Annotated in this window: 14 protein-coding genes; 12 read left to right on the forward strand and 2 right to left on the reverse strand. The window is 68.5% G+C overall.

Translation table 11 applies throughout. The annotated features are described in order from the left end of the window. Nucleotides 1-369: 369 nt before the first annotated feature. Both B073_RS0123970 and wecB read right to left on the reverse strand, forming a co-directional pair. Nucleotides 370-1,314 carry an LLM class F420-dependent oxidoreductase gene (locus B073_RS0123970; RefSeq protein ID WP_018540621.1) on the reverse strand — a complete coding sequence of 315 codons (945 nt, stop codon included), beginning with the start codon at nt 1,312-1,314 and terminating at the stop codon, nt 370-372. A 110-nt stretch (nt 1,315-1,424) separates the two neighbouring features. Further along, nucleotides 1,425-2,579: a non-hydrolyzing UDP-N-acetylglucosamine 2-epimerase gene (gene wecB / locus B073_RS40880; protein WP_018540622.1), complete on the reverse strand. Its 1,155-nt coding sequence runs from the start codon at nt 2,577-2,579 to the stop codon at nt 1,425-1,427. Nucleotides 2,580-3,068: 489 nt separating this feature from the next. On the opposite strand from wecB, the gene B073_RS42925 reads away from it, so the two are divergent. From B073_RS42925 to B073_RS46600, 12 genes are all read left to right on the forward strand, one after another. Next, nucleotides 3,069-4,268, forward strand: a complete 1,200-nt coding sequence (locus B073_RS42925) for a DegT/DnrJ/EryC1/StrS family aminotransferase (protein WP_237550568.1) — start codon at nt 3,069-3,071, stop codon at nt 4,266-4,268. After that, entirely contained in the window at nt 4,265-5,440 is a 1,176-nt protein-coding gene (locus tag B073_RS0123985) for a glycosyltransferase family 4 protein (protein ID WP_018540624.1), read from the forward strand. The genes B073_RS42925 and B073_RS0123985 overlap by 4 nt, the downstream gene beginning before the upstream one ends. Before the next feature lie 310 nt (nt 5,441-5,750). After that, on the forward strand, nt 5,751-6,851 hold the full coding sequence (locus tag B073_RS0123990; protein ID WP_018540625.1) for a hypothetical protein: 1,101 nt from the start codon (nt 5,751-5,753) through the stop codon (nt 6,849-6,851). Nucleotides 6,852-6,876: 25 nt separating this feature from the next. After that, complete coding sequence (locus B073_RS0123995) at nt 6,877-8,187, forward strand: aminotransferase class III-fold pyridoxal phosphate-dependent enzyme (RefSeq protein WP_018540626.1); 1,311 nt, start codon at nt 6,877-6,879, stop codon at nt 8,185-8,187. 14 nt (nt 8,188-8,201) lie between these two features. Next, on the forward strand, nt 8,202-9,191 hold the full coding sequence (locus B073_RS0124000; protein ID WP_018540627.1) for a dTDP-glucose 4,6-dehydratase: 990 nt from the start codon (nt 8,202-8,204) through the stop codon (nt 9,189-9,191). Further along, the gene (locus B073_RS45880) at nt 9,173-9,826 is read left to right on the forward strand and encodes an HAD family hydrolase (protein WP_018540628.1); all 654 of its coding nucleotides are present in this window, start codon (nt 9,173-9,175) and stop codon (nt 9,824-9,826) included. The genes B073_RS0124000 and B073_RS45880 overlap by 19 nt, the downstream gene beginning before the upstream one ends. Continuing rightward, nucleotides 9,823-11,157 (forward strand): condensation domain-containing protein, encoded by a 1,335-nt coding sequence (locus B073_RS0124010; RefSeq protein WP_018540629.1) that lies wholly within the window; start codon nt 9,823-9,825, stop codon nt 11,155-11,157. The genes B073_RS45880 and B073_RS0124010 overlap by 4 nt, the downstream gene beginning before the upstream one ends. Beyond that, entirely contained in the window at nt 11,154-11,870 is a 717-nt protein-coding gene (locus B073_RS0124015; RefSeq protein WP_018540630.1) for a GNAT family N-acetyltransferase, read from the forward strand. The genes B073_RS0124010 and B073_RS0124015 overlap by 4 nt, the downstream gene beginning before the upstream one ends. A gap of 75 nt (nt 11,871-11,945) precedes the next feature. After that, entirely contained in the window at nt 11,946-13,793 is a 1,848-nt protein-coding gene (locus tag B073_RS40895) for an HAD-IIIC family phosphatase (protein ID WP_018540631.1), read from the forward strand. Nucleotides 13,794-13,798: 5 nt separating this feature from the next. Next, nucleotides 13,799-14,062 (forward strand): hypothetical protein, encoded by a 264-nt coding sequence (locus tag B073_RS0124025; RefSeq protein ID WP_018540632.1) that lies wholly within the window; start codon nt 13,799-13,801, stop codon nt 14,060-14,062. Nucleotides 14,063-15,322: 1,260 nt separating this feature from the next. Continuing rightward, the gene (locus tag B073_RS42930; protein WP_018540633.1) at nt 15,323-17,659 is read left to right on the forward strand and encodes a DnaB-like helicase C-terminal domain-containing protein; all 2,337 of its coding nucleotides are present in this window, start codon (nt 15,323-15,325) and stop codon (nt 17,657-17,659) included. Continuing rightward, nucleotides 17,656-18,303, forward strand: coding sequence for a hypothetical protein (locus tag B073_RS46600; protein ID WP_158690197.1), 648 nt, complete (start codon nt 17,656-17,658; stop codon nt 18,301-18,303). Before B073_RS42930 ends, B073_RS46600 begins: the two co-directional genes overlap by 4 nt. The last annotated feature ends 113 nt before the right edge of the window (nt 18,304-18,416 follow it).

Raw genomic sequence — 18,416 nt, forward strand, 5'->3', positions numbered from 1 at the left:
CCGGCGGCGGCCCCTTCCCGCAGCGCCCGGAAGGCTTTCGCATCCCGGCGCCGCCGTGAGCGGTCGCCGACCGTCTGCCGGGCGTCGAGCCGCTGAGGTGTCACCGCCACCGGCCACCGGTGCCCAGAGCGCTGGACCGCCTCCTCGCATCGCACTGTGGTCTCGACGCCTTCGGACTCGGCGCACTTCGTCCCGGCCCTTGTCCGCGACGTCCAAGCGATCGGACGTCGCGGACAACGGCCGGGACGAAGTCGTCGGTGCGTGCAGGAGAGGCGAAGGAGCGCAACGCGGCCGCCCGACAGGGCGCCTTTGGAAGGCCCGTTCCTGCACGCTCCGAGGAGGGAAGTCCCGTGGCGTCGGCGTTGCCGGTCAGCCGGGCAGGCGCAGGCCCGCCAGTTCGGCCACCTCGGCCAGTTCGTCGAGCAGTTCCACATCGAGGGGATTGTTGATCTGCGCGTAGCAGCGGACGGCGCCGGCGTCGCGGTAGGCGCGCAGGACCTCGGCCACCTGCTCCGGTGACCCCACGGCGCCGAAGCCGGCGATCTCCGCGGCGGGCTCACCGGTGTCCGCCACCCGTCGCGTCACCGTGGCCCGGTCGCGTCCGGGGCACAGGACGACGGACGCGGACACCGTGATGTCCCCCGGATCGCGCCCGGCCTCCTCACAGGCGATCGCCACCCGCCGGGCGGCCGCCCGCACCTGCTCGGGGGTGGTGAACGGAGCATTGAACTCATCGGCGTAGCGCGCCGCGAGACGTGGCGTCCACCGCTTGCCCAGACCACCGACCACGAGCGGGGGGTGCGGCCTCTGATACGGCACGGGCAGCGCCGGGCAACGGTCGAGGCGGATGTGCCGCCCCTGATAGGAGACTTCCGCTCCGGGGTCGGCCGTCCACAGTCGCCGGATCACCTCCAGCGTCTCTTCAAGCCGGGAGAACCGCTCCGTGACGGAGGGGAAAGGAATGCCGTACGCCTGATGCTCGCGTTCGAACCAGGCCGCCCCCACCCCCAGTTCGAGACGGCCGCCGCTCATCGCGTCCACCTGTGCGGCCATCAACGCAAGGACGGGCGCGTGGTGGAAGGTGACGGCGGACATCATCGTGCCCAGCCGCATACGCTGCGTGTCCCGGGCCAGGCCGGCCAGCAGGGTCCAGGCGTGCAGCGGCCCGGGACCGGGGGACCCGTCGCCGATGCGGACCAGGTGGTCACTGGTCATGAGAGCCTCGAAGCCGAGGTTCTCGGCCCGTTGCGCGAACGTGCTCACCGCGTCGTAGGTGGTGCCCTGTTGGGGCTCGACGAGCAGACGCAGGGTCATGGCGTCCTTGCCTTTCCTCGTGGCTGGTCTCGATCGTGCGTGAGAGGGGGCGTCGGGTGGTTGCCGGGCCCGGCGTCGTAGTGCCGTGTGCACGGCCTGGGGTGGGCCCCTCACCGGCACGTCCGCAGTCCGGCCGGCTCATCGGGGGAGGGAAGCCAGCGCTCGCTCAGTGCCTCCAGGCACCGTGCGGCGGCGTCGCCGCCTCCGTAGCAGACGATGCCCGGGCGCCGCATCGCCTCGTACGCCTGGGGGTCGTCGAGCAGTCGGCCGACCTCTTTGACGATGAGTGCCGGATCGGTGCCCACCAGCCGGGCGCAGCCCGCGGCGACGCCCTCGGGCCGCTCCGTGCGGTCCCGCAGCACCAGCACGGGCGTCCCCAGCGTCGGTGCCTCTTCCTGTACCCCGCCGCTGTCGGTCAGGACCAGCACGGCTCGGTGCATCAGCTTGACGAACTCGGAATAGCGCAGCGGCTCGCAGAGCAACACCTGCGCGAAGGAGGAGAGGCGACTGTGGAAAACGCGACGGACTTCCGGATTGGGATGGAGCGGGATGACGAAACGCAACGCCGGCTGGGCGCGGCACAACTCCGCCACGGCGGCGGCGACCCCGGCCATGGCAGGCCCCCAGGACTCTCTTCGGTGCATCGTCACAAGGACGGTCGGGTGACCGTCGGCGAAAGCGCCCAGCTCACGGCTCACGGTGTCGTCGGGACGGTCCAGCACGAGGTGCAGGGCATCGATCACCGTGTTCCCCGTGACGTACACGTCGTCGGAACGCACCCCTTCGGCGAGCAGGTTTCCCGCGGCCTCGGCCGTCGGGGCGAAGTGCAGATCGGCGAGTTGGGTGATCAGCCGCCGGTTGATCTCCTCGGGGAACGGCTCGAATCTTTCTCCCGTGCGCAGACCGGCCTCGACATGGGCGACGGGTATGCGCTCGCACGCCGCGGCATAGGCGGCGGCGAACGCGGTGGTGGTGTCTCCCTGTACCACGGCGACGTCGACGAGTTCGTTGAGCAGCGGCTCTCCCAGCTCGTGGATGATGCGGCTCGCCATGGCGTTGAGCCGCTGGCCGGGACGCATGATGTCGAGGTTGTACTGCGGACGGAGGCCGAAGAGCTCGTTGATCTCGTCGAGCATGTCCCGGTGCTGGCCGGTGGTGATGACGACGGGCTCGAAACCGGGGGCGGCGTCGAGCGCGAGCACCAGCGGCGCGAGTTTGATGGCTTCGGGGCGAGTTCCGTAGACGATCCCCACGCGCAAGGCCATGTGTTCCCTCTCTCGGGCGCCGAACAGCGAAGAATTGAACGGGAAGTCGGCTCTCAGTTCACTGACTTCGACCTGAAACGACCTGCAGACAATGCCCTTGGACTCCCCGTTACGCGGCTGATTCCTCTTGACCTATAAGGGGGAACCGAACGGGTGATGGCGCGACACGGTCAATAGCTGCGCCGACGTGCGCCTGCCTTATGCCGCAATGGCGGGCAGGTTTTGGCAGAGTAGCCTTACATACGCCCAGTGTCCGGTCAACGATCTTCCGGATGCATCGATCAATCGCCCTTGCGCGACTATCTGTTCGCTGTGCTAGCGTGCGGCGCAGTCCGGCTGGGGTACACAGTCGATATCAGCTGGCGCGTGATTGACGAACGGCGCGTTCTTTCTCAAGTCTGTCATGACTGTCCGGCATGCACACCGAATCCGTGTGCGCGCAGGAATAGTCTCGGAAAAGGGAGATCGGGGGCCCATGTGAACCATGCCATGCACGTAGTTCCGGCTGCCGGAGGCGATGCGCTTCTTTCGTTCGGCCGCCCCGCTTATGACGAACGCGAGGTGGCAGCGGTCGTAGCCGCCCTGCGTTCCGGGGACTTGGCCACGGGCGCGATCACCAGGGAATTCGAGGCCGAATTCGCTGAGTCCTTCGGCTTTGCGCACGCACTCGCGGTGACGTCCGGCAGCACCGCGAATCTCCTGGCCGTCGCGGCCATGCTCCAACTCGGCCGGGCCGAGCCGGGCGACCGGGTCGTCGTATCCGGCGCGACCTTCGTCAGCGCGGTCACTCCGGTCGTCCAACTCGGTCTGATCCCCGTGTTCGTCGACGTGGCTGCCGGTGACGTCAACACCGATCTCGACCTGGTCGAGCAGGCCGTCGCCGAACACGGCGCACGCGGTGTCCTGTTGCCGCACACCCTCGGCCAGGCCCTGCCGATGAAGCGCCTCGCCGAGATCAAGCGCCGCCGCGGTGTCTTCGTCATCGAAGACTGCTGCGAATCGTTAGGGGCCGCCGACGGCTCCAACCCGGTGGGCTCCGCCGCCGACGTGGCGACCTTCAGCTTCTACGCCGGCCATCACCTCACCATGGGCGAGGGCGGCGTGGCGGCCAGCCACTCCAAGGAGATCGACTCCGTTCTGCGCAGCCTCCGTGCCTTCGGCCGAAACCCCGACTACCGACTCGGGCGCTTCGAGCACCCGGTCGACGACCGTCCACTGGCTCCGGAGGAGCGGTACATCCACCTCACGCTAGGCTACAACGCCAAAATCACCGACTTCCAGGCCGCGTTCGGCCGCGTGCAGCTCACCCGGCACGCGGAGCTCGCCCGACAGCGGCGACAGCTCGCCGCCGAAATGGCCACCGTGCTCCGGGAGTTCGGATGGACGGTGCTGGGAGACCCCGTCGCGCCGGGCGCCTCCCCCTTCGCGGTAGCGGTCCTCCTCCCACAGGGCCTGCCGCTCACCCGCGCCGTCAACGTGCTGCTGGAGCACGGCATCGATCCCCGCGGCTTCCTCGGAGCCTCCCAGCCGCATCAGCCCTGCTTCGACGGCGTGACCACGATCGTCCACGAGCCGTACGTCCACACGCGCACGCTGGCCAAGCGCGGGCTGCTGCTGGGCTGCCCGCCCCGGACCGACCGCGCCGCAGCCCTCAAGGCCCTGCGCGGAGCCCTGGAGTCGCTGTCATGAAGATCCTGCTCGTGGCGGAGAAGTATCCCCCCATCGTCGGCGGCGGCGAGACGCACCTCCACCAACTGGCCGAGGGGCTGGTTGCCCGCGGCCACGAGGTGACGGTGGCCACCGAGGCCGTCCCCGACGGCCCGGAGCGCCGGCTCTACCGCGAGGGGGCGGTGCGCATCCGCGAACTCACCGGGCTGATGGATGCCTGCCGGCGCCTGGACGCCAAGGCGGCGGTGGCGAGTCTGCACTCCCTGTTCACCACCAGCGACGCCGACGTCATCCACGTCTTCAACTATGTGCCGGCGCTCCTGACCAGCTGGCTCCGGCCGGCGATCGGTGCCCAGCTGGCCGTCTCGCTGTTCGAGACGCACATGCCGGGGCAGCGCGTCTTCGACCTCTGGGGCGACTACCCGCTGGAGCGGTCCCTGCAACGCGGGCTCGTCGACAACCTACGGCCCGATGTGATGGTGTGCGGTTCTCAGGCGTACCGGCGCTGGGCACTCGACGCCGGCTTCGCCGACCAGGACATCCACGTCGTGGAGTTCGGCACCGACCTCGGCCGTTTCCGCGACGACGGTGCCGCCCGCGCCCGCTGGCGCACCCGCCACGGCGTCGCCGACGACGAGACCGTCTTCCTGATCCCCGCACGTCCCGTGCCACGCAAGTGCATCGAGGACGCGGTGACGGCGCTGGCCCGGCTGGTCGCGCGGCATCCGCGCACCCGCCTCGTCCTGACCACCCCCACCGCGCGCACACTCGACTCCTACGCCCACAAGCTACGGGCCCTGGCGGACGAACTCGGCGTCGCGGACCGGGTGATCTGGGAACAGGGACTCTCCTGGCACGACATGCCGACGTTGTTCTGCGGTGCCGACGCGGTGGTACTGCCCTCCTCCCACGAGGGATTCGGTATCGCCCTCGTGGAAGGGATGGCCAGCCGGCGTCCCGTGATCACCTCGAACGTCGAGGGCCACGACGAGGTCATCGACCACGGGCGCACCGGGTTCCTCTACCCGGCGCGCGATGCCGAGGCACTGGCCCAGTGCATGGAGCGCGTCGTCACCTCGGACCTGGAGGACCTCGTGACGGCGGCGCACGCCGAAGCGGAGCGCCGCTTCTCCTCCGCGGCGGTCGCCGCCGGGCACGAACGAGCCTACGAAGCGGCGTGTGCCCAGCGGTGACCGGCCACCCTACGAAGCACCGGCCGACCCCCGACACCGAAGAGCGGGATCTGACGCTCTCCCGCCCAAGGCCGGGAGGTTGTGCGGGGCGCCCCGTGGAATTCCTGCTTCGTTGCCGACTGCCCGCCTGCGTGCGGGCCTCACGCACGCCATGGGCACACCCACAAGCCAGTCGGATCACAGGTGGAGATCAAAACTGCGGGTCAGAGCACAACGATCCGCCCGGCGGCGCATCGCAGCTCCTTGCCTGCTCCGCAGAAGTCCGTTTCCTCTCCGCCCCTCAAGGGCGGAGCACCCACAAAGGAACGCGATGAGCGCACAACATGCCCTGGTCCACCACACGCCGCAGGTACTCCCCGAACGCGCAGGCCAGTTGGCGGAAGCACTGTCCGCCTGGCTCCGAGGCGGCGGAACCCAGCAGCCCGACGGCGCCTACTGCGGATGGCAGGAACCCGACGGCCGCCTCTCCTATCCGTACCCGGAAATCACCGGATACATCCTGACCTTCTTCGCCCACGAGACACTGACCGCACCCGAGCGCAAGAGGGCGGACGCGGCGGCCTCATGGCTGGCCGACCGCATCGACGGCGGAGACTACTCCTGCCGCCCCGATCACGGCGACGGCAGAGTCTTCCTCTTCGACATCGGCATGATCACCCACGGCCTGCTGTCCTACGGCCGGCGCGCCGGTGACCAGCGACTGATCACCTCCGGACGCACCGCGGCGCAGTTCCTCCTCGACCACCTGCCGACCACCGGACACCCCCACCCCCTGGCCACCGGGCAACAGCCCACCGGAGCCGATCCGACCTGGTCGAACTCCGGCAGCGCCCACCTGCTCAAACTGCTGCAAGCGCTGGTCAGCGCGGACGACGCCGGCGTCCCAGGAGCCGCCGAAGCCGCCGGGCAGCTGGTGGACGCCACGCTCGCCCAGCCCACCCCACCCGAGGCAGCACCCGTCGAGACCTGCCCCGGCAGCGATCTGATCAGCCTGCACGCCGCGTGCTACGCCGCCGAGGGCCTGTGGATCTGGGACACGGCCCGCCGCCGGCCACAGGCCCGCGAACACGCGGCCCGGATCACCAAGTGGGTATGGCAACAACAGCTCGCCGAGGGCGGTTTCACCACCTACGCACACCGCACGGACGGCCCCGCCTCCGACCGGACACAATCCGACGTGCTGGCCCAGGCCATCCGCCTGGCCAAGCTGCTGGACCTACGGCCCGACGGGTTCGACGCGGCGCTCTCGACGCTGGCCAACAGCCTCCACACAGACAACGGCAAGGCAGCGGCCCTCTACTGGCCCCAGGCCACGCAACCGCACCGCAACTGCTGGAGCTCCATGTTCGCCTGCCAGGCACTGCGCCTGTGCAGCGGCAAGGCCAGCCTGGCCTGGCACGAACTGATCTAGCCGCGCCACTGCGAAAGGCCCACCAATGAGTGACTCGGTCCTGCTGTCGGCACGTCAGCCCCTGCCGCCGATCGACTACAGCCATGCGGCCGGAGCATGGATCCACACCGCCGACGGCGACCGCCTGCTGGACGCCGCCAGCGGCCTGATCTGCGTCAACATCGGCCACGCCCACCCGCACGTGGTCGAACAGATCGCCCGCCAGGCACGCACCGCCACATTCGCCTCCCCCGGGGCCCTCCTCCCGCACATGCAAGAAGAACTGGCCTTAAGGCTGACCGAGGCCGTCAACAGACCAGGGGACAAAGTCAGCCTCTCCTGCTCCGGAACCTCAGCCGTGGAACTGGCCATCTCCTACGCCCGGCTCATCCAACGCTCGCGCGGCCAGGACGGCAGGCACCACATCCTCACCGCCCGACTCGGCTACCACGGCAACAGCGCACTGACCCTGGGACTTTCCGGACACCGCCGACGCCGCCCGCACCCCGACGACACCCTGGGCCTGGCCCCCACCTTCGACCCGCCCTACCCAGGACACCACCACAACTGCCCCCACCTCCGATGCCAGGCAACCTGCGCCGACACCGTCGCCGAAGCCATCGACCGCCTGGGCGCCGAGTCCGTCGCAGCCGTGCTCATCGAACCGGTCAACGGCACGACAGGCGGCGCCTACGTCCCACCCCCCGGCTACCTGGCGGCGCTGCGCCGAGCCTGCCACGACCTCGGCGTGCTGGTCATCCACGACGAAGTCCTCACCGGCCTGGGCCGGACCGGCCTGCCACTGGGCGCGGACCACTGCGCAGACGCCGCGGCGGACATCGTGGTGCTCTCCAAGGGCCTGTCCGCCGGATACGTCCCGCTCTCGGCGGTACTCGTCAACCCCGCAGGCGTGGACCAACTCCGCTCCTCACCAAGACCGCTGCCGCTGATGGGCACCATGTCGGCGACGCCCCTGCAGGCCGCGGCGGGGCTCGCCGTCCTCGACGTGCTCGCCGAACTGGGCGCACTGGACCCCACCCGCGTCCGGGGCCAGGACGTCACCGCCGCCGTACAGGCGGTGCAAGGGCTGCCCGTGGTGCGCGAGACCCGCGGACTGGGCTACTTCCACGCCGTGGAGCTCGAGCCGGGCACGCAGGCCGCCGCCCTCACGGCCGCCCGCGACGAGCGGCTGCTGCTCTACCCCTTCAACGGATTCCACACCGACGGCACGGGCGAGGGACTGATCGTCGCACCCCCACTGAACTCCTCCCCCTCCGAAGTCGACTTCCTGGCACACGGCCTGCACCGTGCACTGCAACGCGCATCCAGCCGGTCCACAGTCCCCCACCACCGCTGAAAGGCACCAACGTGATGTCACCCACGACCACGCACTGGGCCGGACGCCCGGTGCTCGTCACGGGAGCCGACGGATTCATCGGTTCACACCTCACCGAAACCCTGGTGAGCCACGGGGCCAGAGTCACCGCGGTCGTCCGGCGCGTCTCGGCCACCCAGGTGACCAACCGGTTCCGCAACCTCCCCGCCGCGACGGTCGATGCCCTGGAACGGGTCATACACGTCGACCTCGCAGGGCCATCGGCAACCGACGTACTCAGCCGCGTATCGGCCGAAACCTGGTTCCACCTGGCCGCGGACGCCTACGTACCGGCATCACTGGACCAGCCGGCCGACGTGGTGCGCACCAACGTGACGTCCACGCTCAACGTCCTCCAGGCAGCCCAGTCAAGAAAACCCGCCCACCTCCTGGTGACGAGTTCGAGCGAGGTCTACGGCAGCCACAACGACGCGATCACCGAGGGGCATCCGCTGGAACCGGCCACGCCCTACGCGGCATCCAAAGTAGCCTGCGACCGCCTGGCCTGGTCCTGGCACCACACCTACGGGCTGCCACTCACCATCATCCGCCCGTTCAACTGCTACGGGCCCCGCCACGTCTACGACGCGGTGCCACTCTTCCTGGCCAAAGCGCTACGAGGAGAACCGATCACCATCAACGGCAGCGGTCAGCAGACGCGGGACCTCACCTTCGTAGCGGACACCGTCGCCGGGTTCCTGGCCCTGGCGGAGCTGCCGGCCACAGGCGAGGCGTACAACATCGGCACCGGCACGGACCACCGCATCATCGACGTGGCCCGCACCATCGTGGAACTGACCGACTCGCGCAGCGACATCGTGCACGGCCCAGCGCGCTCCGGCGAGGTCCTCAAGCTCCAGGCCGACCCCTCCAAGCTCACCCGGACCACCGGCTGGCGCCCCCAGTACGACCTGGCCAAAGGACTGGCAGCCAACCTGGATTGGATGCGCGAGCACCTGGAGGCGGTATGGCCGACACGATCCTGATGGACGCCGGCGGCGTCCTCTTCAACAACGTCACCGAAGAGACCGACTTCCTCGACCGCCTGGCCACCCGACACGGCGCCGACACCCACCGACTGCGCAGACAGATCGACGCCCGCGACGCCGCCTACGAGACCGGGCACACCCATGTCCACGACGTCCTGCGAGACGCCCTCGCCGCCGCCGGCGCCCCCGCCGACGTCGCGGTGGACGCCCAATGGCTGGACGACCTGTACCGGGACTGCCTGACCGCCCACCCACAGGCGTTCACGGCGATCGACGCCATTCGACGGCACCGCCCGGACGTGCTGCTGGTACTGACGAACAACGAGGCCGCCCACTGGGACCGAATCAAGGACGACCGATACGGGCACCTCGGACGTTTCGACGTCATCGCCTCATCGTGGCAGGTGCGCCACGTCAAACCCACCAGAGAGTACTTCGCCGCCGTGGCCCGGCACTGCGGCCAACCCCTCGACGACGCCGTGCTGCTGGACGACAACCCCGAAGTACTCGCCCAGGCCGCACGCCAGGGACTGCGTACGCTGCACGTCGACTCGCCCACTACGCTGCCCGAGGCAGTCGCCGACCTCCTCCACTTCACCCTGACCGTGGCCGATACGAAGGACCGGACATGAACGAGCCCTCCTGCGCAGACCTCCCGGCTGCACAGACCACGCCCCTCCTGCCGGAACAGCGCCGCTTCCTCACCCGCAACCTCCCCGACGAGCACCACTGGAACCAGGTGGCGCTGCTCAAGGCCCCGCCGGAGCTGACCGCACACCACGTCCAAGAAGCCGCCCGGACGGTCGTCAACCTCCACGACGGGCTCCGGCTGTGTCTCTTAGACAAGGACCGCGGGCCGGCCGGCCTCCAGGGACAGCCGCTGGACGAGATGCCGATCGAGACCTTCGACCTGCGCGACCGCGACGCCGCCGCCGCCGAGGAGGCGATCACCCGCGAGTGCACCCGAATCCAGGCATCGATGCGCATGCACCAGTCCCCGCTCGTCCGGCTCGCCTACTTCACCCTGGCCGGCGACGAACGACGCGTGCTGCTGGTCGTCCACCACTTCGTCTGCGACGGACTCTCCTTCGGGATCGTTCTCGCCGACCTCGAACGTGCCTGCCGGTCCCTGTCGGTCTCCCGCCCCATATCCCTCGTCCCGCCGAGCACCACCAGCGCCGATTACGCACGCTGGCTCACCGAACGCGCCGCCGACCCTCGGCTGCACGAACAGGTACCACTCTGGCTCGACTTGGGACGCCCCGCAGAGCCCGTCCCCCTGGACCGGGACAAGGCAAACACCATGGCGACCACGGACACCGTGGCCGCGCGACTGAGCCGGACCGATACCGCCCGGCTCATGGACGAGGTGCTACCGGGCACCGGCCTGGGCATGGTCGATGTCTTCCTCACCGCCACGATCCCCACACTTCAGGGCGAGGGCAAGCGCCGCGCAGTACGCTCCAACCTCATCGGCCACGGTCGCCGGGGCCTGCCGGACCAACCCAACGTCGCCCGCACCGTCAGCTGGCTCTCCACCCGCTACCCCGTCTCCGTCGAGGTGGACACCTCCGACAGCTTCGCCGCACAGCTTCAAACGGTCTCCAGCCGCCTGGCCGCCATCCCCATGGACGGCGCCGGTTACGGCCTCCTCGCCCACATGGGAGACGACACGACACGCCAGACCCTCGCAGCCCAAGGCGAACCCGACATCACCGTCAACTACCTGGGCAAGACAGACGGAGGATCCACCGCCAAAATGCTGCCCCGCGCCCCGGAGGACCCCGGCCCCGACGAGACGGAGACCGGGCTGCGCGAGCACGTGCACGGCATCGACATACAGCTCACCGACCGGGAACTGGAGGTCGTCTGGTACTACAGCACCAACCAGTTCGACCGCACCACGGTCGAGGGCTACACCTCCGAGCTGCTCGACCGGATCCGGCACGGACTGCTGCGATGACAACCGCCCCCGACCCGACGCAGAACCTGGCCGCGCTCCAGGCACAGACACTGTTCGTGATCCGGCACGGCAGGCTCACCGCGATCAACGACGTCGGCCACCCCGCCCCACCCCGGTGCTTCCTCTCCTGCACGGCCTCGGCCGTGCAGGCATGGACCAGCATCGCCGTACCGGCAGACCTGGCCGACGAACTCCACCGATGGGCCGCCGACCAACCACCGGCCACCCTGGCCGAAGCCGTCAGCCCCCCGGCCGAGGCGGCCCGGCTCCTGGCACGACACGCCCCGGTGACCCACAGCTTCGTGGGCCCGGCCTTCGTCGTGCCCGACTCCACCGACGAGCCGACCCCACCGGGCATCACCCTGCGCAACTGCGGCCCGTCGACGGCGCCCCTCTTCCGCGAGACCTTCCCCGAGGTGGCCGACTCCATCGCCGAACGACAACCGACCGTCGCGGCCTTCGACGGCGACCGGCCGGTCGCCGTCTGCTGCGCAGCCCGCAACAGCGGCGCCGCCTATGAAGCGGGCACGGAGACGCTGCCGACCCACCGCGGCCGCCACCTCGCCCCTGCGCTGGTCGCCCGCTGGGCCCGACTGGTACGAGCACGCGGCGCCACGCCGCTCTACAGCACCGAATGGGACAACCGCGCCTCCCTGTCCGTGGCGAGGCGACTGGGCATGGACCAGTACGCCGTCAACGTCAACCTCTACTGACGCTCCTGACCACCACTGACCTGCTGCCGGCCGCGCACCCCTGGACGCGGCCGTCGGCGGAAAGGCCACAACCCGGTGCCGGAAAACGACAAGGCCCGAGATCTGCTGCGCCGCGCCCAGCAAGCCGCCCGGGACGACGCTCACACCACACTGCGACAGCTCGTCGGCACACTCGTCGACAGGGGCAAAACCGGCGAGATCCTCTCCCTCAGCCGCATCCTCGACGCCGAGGGACCACTTCCCGACGCGCCCCGCGTCAAAGTGGCGCTGATCGGCAGCTTCACCGCCGACCTCCTCGGCAGAGTCCTGCGCGTCACCCTGCGCCGGTGCGGGATCGAGGCCGTGGTGGACGTCTACGGCATCGGACAGTACGGCAGCCTCGCCGCAGACCCGGACAGCGATCTCTACCGCAGCAACCCCGACTTCGTCGTGCTCGCGGTGCACCACGACGAACTCGGCCTGCCCGAGCACTCCACGGCTCCGGAGAAGGACATCGAGGCCGAGGTCCGACGCTGGCGCTCACTGTGGCGGACGATCCGATCCAACAGCCGTGCACGCGTGGTGCATTGGCTCTTCGCACTGCCCGACGACCTGGTGATCAACGCCCTGGACGTGCGCCTGCCCGGATCCCGCTACAGCATGGCGGTCCGCGTCAACACCATGCTGGCCGAAGCGGCCGGCAAGGACGTCCTGATCGTAGACTGCGACCGGCTGGCGGGAGCGGCCGGAAAACTCGCCTGGTTCGACGACCGGTCCTGGCGGATGGCGAAACAGCCCTTCGCCTCCGACGTGTTGCCCCTTCCGGCCCGCGAGACCGCCGGCCTGATCGCGGCGGATCTGGGGCGGACCAAAAAGTGCCTCGTCCTGGACCTGGACAACACCCTGTGGGGCGGGGTGATCGGCGAAGCAGGGATGCACGGCATCGTCCTGGGCGGTGACGCGGGGGAGGGTTTCGTGCGCTTCCAGCGGTACATCCGCGCACTCAAGGAACGCGGGATCATTCTCGCCGTCTGCTCCAAGAACAACCCCGCAGACGCGAAATCCCCCTTCCAGGAACACCCGGACATGCTGCTGCGGCTCTCCGACATCAGCTGCTTCAGCGCCTCCTGGAAACCCAAGCCGGAACAACTGCGACACATCGCCGAACACCTCGGCATCGGCCTGGACTCCCTCATCCTGGTCGACGACGACCCGGTGGAACGCGCCCAGGTCCGCGCTCTGCTCCCCGAAGTCGAGGTCATCGATCTTCCGGAGAGCTCCTGGGAGTACGCCCGGACCGTGCGCGCCCACCCCCTGCTGCAGCAGGCATGGGCGACCGAGGAGGACGCCGCCCGCGCCGATTCCTACCGGGCCCGGGCCCAGGCCAAGCAGTACGAGGAGCAGAGCCAGACCCTGGAGGACTTCCACCGCGGCCTTGAGATGTCCGCCCACTTCGCACCGGTGGACGCGGGCACGCTCCCGCGCGTGGCGCAAATGGTCGTCAAGACGAATCAGTTCAACGTCCTGAGCCGTCGCCACTCCGCGGCCAAACTGGCCGAACTCGTCGCCGAACCGGAAGCCCTCCACTTCACCGCCCGGCTGCGCGACCGGTTCACCGATCACGGGGTGGTCGGATTCTTCCTGGCACGCACACACGGCGACACCGCCGAGGTGGACTCGTGGCTGCTGAGCTGTCGCGTCATCGGCCGCGACCTGGAGCGGTCGATGTTCGCCGCATTCGCCCGGCAGGCCGCGGCGACCGGAGTGCGACGACTGGTGGGGGACTACGCCCCGACACAGAAGAACCACCTCGTGGCCGATCTCTACAAGCGGCTCGGATTCAGCCTCGTGCGGGAGGCACCGGACGGCGTCACACGATGGCAGTACGACCTGGATCAGCAGGACCTCCCTGCACCCAGTCCGTTCATCAAGGAGGAGAACTGATACCCATGACACACGACGAACTGGTCGCCGTCATCGCCCAAGAGGTCGAGGACCTGCGCTTCGGCGAGATCCCCGCCGCGGACATCACGCAGGAGACGCTGCTCTGGTCCGTCGCCGCGGACACCAAGAGCCTCGGGCTGGAGTCCCTGGAACTCTTCGAGTTGGTCTACCGGGTGGAGACACGCACCCAGCTGAAGTTCCCCGACAATTTCGAACTGGTCTCCATCACCTCGATAGGAGACTTCGCCCGGCGCCTGAGGCCATCGTGACAGCGACGTCCGCCGGCTGAGATGCCCCCGGCACACACCAGATGCCGTTGAGCCCGTCTCACCTTGAAGCCGACGGTCAAGGGTCCGATGCGAGCCGGGCCGGGGACGCTGAGGCAGGCCCGAGACCGAGGGGCCGAGCGCCGGGCAGGTTGCAGACCCTACGGCCCAGGAAAGCACCAGCAAGGTCCCCAGGACCTGACCCACCGGCGAGCCCTCGTCGGCCAGCCGGTCCAGGACCGGCCACCAGCGGGCAGCGGACGGCCTGCCGCGGCCGCCCGCGCCGCGGACCAGAAAGCCAGGCCAACGAACATGGCCAGCGCGCGCAGCGTGACAGCGGCACCGACGACCTCGGCGACCGCCCAGGAACTCCAGTGCCGGCTGGAAGAGACCCTCGACCGGTTCACGGGAAAGAACCTGCCCAATCCAGGCGCGCACCCAGAAGACCGAGAAAGTCCTCCACGCCCCAGTCGATAAGTGCGCCCTGGCGGGAGAGGCAGAGCCCCACCCCGTTGATGGCATAGACGCTGCTCTAGTCCAGTAGGAGGTACCCGACCAGCTGTAGATCTCCGCCCGCCCCAACCGCCCAGGGCGGATGGTTGCCTTGCAGCCGATCAGCTTCCCGTCGAGGATGAAGTCCGCGTCTGCACCACCGACGTCCGCGCCGCCGTCGAAGACCAGGCCGCAGCACGCCTTCCTGAATCGGCCCGCCGGTGGGCGCACCCAGGCTGATCCGCAACCGATGGTCGATGGTGTGTCCGAGCATCGGATATTCCGGCCGTCGCCCTGTGCCCGCGTCGGGCACGACGGGCGCGGGCCAACTCCTCAGGCGCATGCGGAGGTCGGCCACCACCCTTTCTGTGAAGGGGAGGTGCTCCGCAAGGAAGCACGCCATGGCAGAGGTCGGGTCTGCGAGAACTGAAGTGAGACTCATCTGCGCATCGTGATGGGCGGCTCTGACAGCGGCCGGGCACAGAACCGTTCCGCCGACCCAGCACATAGGGGAAAATCGGCCACCTTTGCACCGACCTTTCTGCACGGTGCCTGTCCGGGACCAGCGCACACATCACAGCCCCCTCGACGTGGCCACGGGGCACTTGGTGAAATTCGGACAACTCCATCGCGTGAAGATTGACGGACACCTGGAATCCGGGAGCGCACTGCCGACTGCACCCGTAACGGGTGAGCGTCATCGCACCAACGACACCCTTACGCTAGATTCTTACGTGTATTACGTGTTCCCTGTGCAGGGGAGGAGCAGACATGGCCGAGGACACACCAGGCGCCACGACCACCGCAGCCAGCACCGTGCGGCGATTGGGCATCGACGAGGCACGCAAGATCTTGTACGACTTGGTGGAGGCCGCCGCGGCAGGCCAGCCCGCACTGATCGGCCGCGGTACGAAGTGCGCCGTCCTCTCTCCGCTGAGCCACCTGGACTCCACTTGGCAGGCCCAGCTGTCCGCCCTGCCGGCCATGACGGTCACCACCGCGCGCAAGAAGCTGGGCGATCTGCTGGCCGCTGCAGCCTCCGGCACCCCGCAGCTGCTGCTGCACCGCCGCACACCAGCTGCAGCTCTACTTCCCCAAGCTCCCACCACCCACCCAACCACCGCCACACCCACCGACATCCCGACGGACGCAACAACAACGGCCGCACGCCGTCTGACGGCCTTGGACGACGCCCTGGACGAGGTCCTGACACCCGGTGCTTCCCCCACATACAGCCAGGCAGCCTCGTTCGGCCTTCACGCTCTCGACCACACACTCGGCGGCCTCAGACCGGGCACACTGACGCTGATCGCTGCTGCCCCGGGCGCCGGCGGAAGCCTGCTCGCCGCAGCTGCTGCCCGCCACACCGCCCTCACCCGACAACTCCCTGTGCTCTACGCAGCGTCCGGACTGACCCGGGCGGACATCGCCGCGCGGATCATCGCCGCCGAGACCCCGGTGGACTACCGACGGCTGCGCACCGGCACCCTGGCCCCTGCGGAGGAACAGGCCGCCGCTGAAACACGGGCCCGACTCGCCGGCGCGCCCCTGCACATGGACGACGGCACCGGCCTGACCGCCGAAGTCATCGCGCAAACCGCCCCGGACATCACCGGCCTGGCACTCGTGGTGGTCGACCGCCTCCAGCACATCCACGACCCCGCGGTGCCACTGTCCGGCCCTGCGCTACCCGCCGCCGCACGCATCCTGTCCCACCTGGCTCGGACCCGGAACATCCCAGTCCTGGCCGCGTTCGACACCGACCTCCCCGAGATGGTGAACGCGCTGGACCCAGACGTCACCCTCACCCTGGTCCGAACCGGCCAGCACACCCACATCGACGTCGCCGAACGCGACTTCGGCCCACAGACCACCACCCAACTGCGCGCCGAACTGCCCTACGCCCGCTTCACCGATCCCACTGACAGCGCACCAGCCCCTGGCTCCGTACAAGCCACCCCCACATCACCGGGATCCCACCAACTACCCCCGCCTGCCCGGGAAGCGGCCACCATTCAGAACACCACCCCCTCCGGCACCATCTCGGTGCCGGAGCAGCCACACGCCATGCCCGCGGCGGCGCCCGCACGACAGCAGCGGCGCCTCAGTTCCGCCAAGACCACCCTGTCGACATTCGTTGCCGACAGGGTGGCCAGCGCGCTGGAGGCACACGACGGCGACGCCGACGCAGCCCTGAAGGCACTGGCCGGCGACGGTGGTTCGGCGATTCCCGATGTGATGGAGCTGTTCGAGGCGACGCGGGTGGAGACGAGCTATCAGCACACGACCTACCCGAAGCTGCCCGAACCGCTGACCCGCAAGCGGCGCGACAACGCCGACGAGGTGTGGGAGGCCCGCCCGAAGTTCACCAACACCTCCGTGCCCGACGGCACCGAGGTGACCGAGCTCGATGTCAACGCCGCTTACCTTGCTGCGCTCCAGTCCGCACACCTTCCGATCCGCACGATCACCCACAACCCGGAAGGATGGGACGACCCAGCCAACTACGGTAAGGGAATCGACCTTTCGGGAATCTGCCGCATCGACCCGATCGACTGGGAGCACCCCGAACTTCCTCACCCCCTCGGCGACGACCGGGAGACATCCGGCACGCTCTGGGTACCCACATCGGTGCTGCTCAGCCTGAAAGACTTCGCATCTCCCTCGTACGGAGAGTTGTGCGCGCTACCGGTGATCCGGGAGGCTTACGTCGCAAAGGGAAGTGCATCCCTCTTCAAAACGCTCGTACACGTGCTCAACAATGCTCGAATGAAGGCCATTTCTGAAGATGACGAACTGACGAAGACTTATGTCGCTACAATGTATGCCAAGTTGGTTTCGACCATGGGGGACAGCCGTAAGAACCATGAATTGCGGCGCCCTGAATGGCAGCACATCATCCGCGGTCAGGCATTCTCCAACCTGCGGCGAAAAGCAATCCGCGCATACCAGGCAGGACTGACGGTCGCTCAGGCTGGCGGTACCGACGAACTCCACCTCACCGGTGATGTGTGGGCTGCCCGTTGGAGCGGTAAGCCGCTGTTCACGCAAGGACGCGCCCTGAACCAGATCAAGATCAAGAAGACCTCACGAAAAGGTGAGAAGTGACGCCTAGCCGGCCACGCCAGCCACACACCGGAGGACCTCTGGGAACCTGGGGACGCGGCCCCGACAGCGGCGGCACCACCTTCGGTGAACAACTGGGCTTCGAACTCCTCGACTTGATGGAAAACGGAGACGTCACACCACCCACAGACGCCTCACCGAAGGTCCGGACCCAACTGAAATACCTCAACAGTCACAAGGGCGGACGCGAGGCCATGGACCGCGCCGGCATCCCCGCACGCACCCGCCGCGGCTGGAAGGCCCGCACCCCCAGCCCCGCCAGCCGACAACGCATCAACCACGCCTACTGGCAGCTCCGCGCCGCCAACTGGAAGCGAACCGGACGCACGCCACCACCCAGTGTCCGCGAAGCCATCGCACCTCAACTCAAGGAACGCGCCCACGGTAAACGGATGAGCATCACCCCAGTCGACTGGCGGGACGTTCGCAAGCAGGCCCAAGGCGCACAAAAAGAAGCCAGCGAACGCGAAATTCGCCCCAGCCAACGTAGCTGGGATAACTTGATTGACGCCTGGTCAACCGGCGATGAAACCACCCTTGATACAGCCTGGATGGACTACGCTACCGAAATTGACTCCCCACCAGAGCTGTACTACGAGGTTGCACATATTGGATTTGCACTCTAAAGCCGGGATACATCCACGAAGGCGGACCGGCAACTCCCTTTCACACTAGCCAAGTGATAGCCAGACATAAAAATTCGGGCAGGCGGCCCCTGACCCCCAGCAGGCCAAGGCGC

This window comes from Streptomyces sp. MspMP-M5, assembly GCF_000373585.1.
Lineage (GTDB): Bacteria > Actinomycetota > Actinomycetes > Streptomycetales > Streptomycetaceae > Streptomyces.